Origin of the sequence: Hydrogenophaga sp. (assembly GCF_030158645.1) — a bacterium.
Lineage (GTDB): Bacteria > Pseudomonadota > Gammaproteobacteria > Burkholderiales > Burkholderiaceae_C > Hydrogenophaga.
Map to the genome: position 1 here is coordinate 1 of NZ_JAOASO010000057.1, position 2,533 is coordinate 2,533.

3 protein-coding genes and 2 tRNA genes are annotated in these 2,533 nt (G+C 66.2%); all 5 read left to right on the forward strand.

The genetic code is table 11. From position 1 onward, the window contains the following. The coding region (gene trpD / locus Q1W68_RS05985) for an anthranilate phosphoribosyltransferase (protein ID WP_300715866.1) at window positions 1-594 on the forward strand (594 nt) is incomplete at its 5' end. A gap of 14 nt (window positions 595-608) precedes the next feature. Next, complete coding sequence (gene trpC, locus Q1W68_RS05990; RefSeq protein WP_300715868.1) at window positions 609-1,409, forward strand: indole-3-glycerol phosphate synthase TrpC; 801 nt, start codon at window positions 609-611, stop codon at window positions 1,407-1,409. Window positions 1,410-1,413: 4 nt separating this feature from the next. Continuing rightward, window positions 1,414-2,082, forward strand: a complete 669-nt coding sequence (locus Q1W68_RS05995; RefSeq protein ID WP_300651214.1) for a uracil-DNA glycosylase — start codon at window positions 1,414-1,416, stop codon at window positions 2,080-2,082. A 66-nt stretch (window positions 2,083-2,148) separates the two neighbouring features. Then, window positions 2,149-2,234: transfer RNA gene (locus Q1W68_RS06000), tRNA-Tyr, on the forward strand. A gap of 89 nt (window positions 2,235-2,323) precedes the next feature. Continuing rightward, window positions 2,324-2,397: transfer RNA gene (locus tag Q1W68_RS06005), tRNA-Gly, on the forward strand. Window positions 2,398-2,533 lie beyond the last annotated feature (136 nt).

Sequence of the window (2,533 nt, forward strand, 5' to 3'; positions counted from 1 at the left end):
GAGCAGGTCGGCGTGGGCTTCATGTTCGCGCCCAACCACCACCCGGCCATGAAGAACGTGGCCCCGGTGCGGCGCGAACTCGGCATCAAGACCATCTTCAACATCCTCGGCCCCCTGACCAACCCGGCCTCCGCACCCAACATCCTCATGGGGGTGTTCCACCCCGACCTGGTGGGCATCCAGGTGCGCGCGCTGCAGCGGCTGGGCGCTGAACATGCGGTGGTGGTGTACGGCCGTGACGGCATGGACGAGGTCTCGCTCGGCGCCGCCACGCTGGTGGGCGAACTCAAAAACGGCGAGATCTCCGAATACGAAATCCACCCCGAAGATTTCGGCATGACCATGGCCAGCAGCCGCGCACTGCGCGTGGAAACGCCCGAGGCCTCGCGCCAGATGCTCATGGGTGTGCTCGAAGGCCGGGACGATCCGGCCTTCAAGGCCGCCAGCGAAATCGTGGCGCTCAACGCCGGCGTGGCGCTGTACGCGGCCAACGTCGTGCCCGACATGGGCGCTGGCATTGCACTCGCCCGCCGCACGCTCGCCGCTGGCGCCGCGCTGGCCAAACTCGAACAACTCAAGGCCTTCGCGGCCTGAACCGGACCCACCCCATGAGCGACATCCTGCAGAAAATCGTGACGGTGAAGCACGAAGAAATCGCCGCAGCCCAGCGCAAAAAACCGCTGGACGTGGTGCGCTTCGACGCTGAAAGCCGCGTGCTCACACGCGACTTCGAGGGCGCACTGCGCCGCAAGATCGCTGCCGGCCAAGCCGCGGTGATCGCCGAGGTGAAAAAGGCCAGTCCGAGCAAGGGTGTGCTGCGCGAGGACTTCATCCCGGCCGACATCGCGCAGAGCTATGCCGAGGGCGACGGCCAGGTGAGCGCGGCCTGCCTGTCGGTCCTGACCGACAAGCAGTTCTTCCAGGGCAGCCCCGACTACCTGAAGCAGGCCCGCGCCAGCTGCGACCTGCCCGTGCTGCGCAAGGACTTCATGGTCGATCCGTACCAGGTCTACGAAGCTCGGGCCATGGGCGCCGACGCCATCCTGCTGATTGCCGCCTGCCTGGACGACGCGCAGATGGCGGATCTCGAGGCCCTGGCGCTGGGTCTGAACATGGCTGTGCTGGTGGAGGTGCACGACCGCGCCGAACTGCAGCGCGCGCTCAAGCTCAAGACGCCGCTGGTCGGCATCAACAACCGCAACCTGCGCACCTTCGAGGTGACATTGCAAACCACGCTGGACCTCATGGCCGACGTGCCGGCCGACCGCCTGCTGATCACCGAGTCCGGCATTCTCGGTCGCGACGATGTGCAGACCATGCGCGCGGCCGGCGTGCACGCCTTCCTGGTGGGTGAGGCCTTCATGCGGGCGCCCGAGCCCGGTCTGGCGCTGGCCGAGCTGTTCGCCTGACCGCATGACCCCGCAGGAGACGTCGGGCTGGGGCGATTTGACGGCGGAATTCTGGTCGTCCCCCGCAGGCATGGCGCTGATGTCCTTTCTGGAAGCCCGACGGGCCCAAGGCGCCACCATCTACCCGCCTGAGCCGTTGCGGGCGTTGCAACTCACGCGCGCCGACGAGGTTCGCGTGGTTGTGCTGGGTCAAGACCCGTACCACGGGAGCGGGCAGGCCGAAGGGCTGGCGTTCTCGGTCGCTCCCGGCGTCAAGCCCCCACCCAGCCTGCGCAACATCTTTCAGGAGCTCCAACGCGACCTGGGGCTGCCCATGCCAGCCAACGGATCGCTGGTGCGCTGGGCCGAACAAGGCGTGCTGCTGCTCAACACCTGCCTCACGGTGGAGGACGGCCGGCCCGCCAGCCACGCCAGACGGGGTTGGGAGGCTTTGACCGACAAGCTCCTCGACCGCTGCAGCGCCTCGGGCCAGCCCAAGGTCTTCATGCTCTGGGGCGCACACGCCCAGAAAAAGGCGGCCCTCATCGACGCCCGGCGCCACCTCTTGCTGTTCGCCAACCATCCGTCGCCGCTGTCGGCTCGACGTGGGCCCACGCCATTCATCGGATGTGGCCATTTCGGTGAGGCCAACGCCTGGTTGAAGGGGCGGGGTGCCGAGCCCGTGGCCTGGTGATCGACAGGCTTGCGGCGAAGCTCGCACGCCGGCCGAAAACCATGGCATAATCGCGGGCTGCGCTATGGAGGGGTGGCCGAGTGGTTAAAGGCAGCAGACTGTAAATCTGCCCGCTTACGCGTACGCTGGTTCGAATCCAGCCTCCTCCACCAGCGATTGATGTGTGACATGAATGCGACGGGACTTTGAGTCCGGCGGCCCGCTCCCTTGTTGGGGTGGCTGTTCGGGCGGGGCGAATTTGGCGGGAGTAGTTCAATGGTAGAACCCCAGCCTTCCAAGCTGATGACGCGGGTTCGATTCCCGTCTCCCGCTCCATGTCCCGCTGATGATCGGTTTTGAGCAGGTTTTTTGAATGTTCCAGGTGGCCGGCTTGCCGGCTTCCTTGGCCCTTGTGGCTCAGTGGTAGAGCACTCCCTTGGTAAGGGAGAGGTCGCGGGTCCGATTCCCGCCA

Bases quoted from the DNA above. Each gene is read 5' to 3' on its own strand.
- trpC (WP_300715868.1), top strand. From the start codon at position 609: ATGAGCGACATCCTGCAGAAAATCGTGACGGTGAAGCACGAAGAAATC.
- Q1W68_RS05995 (WP_300651214.1), top strand. From the start codon at position 1,414: ATGACCCCGCAGGAGACGTCGGGCTGGGGCGATTTGACGGCGGAATTC.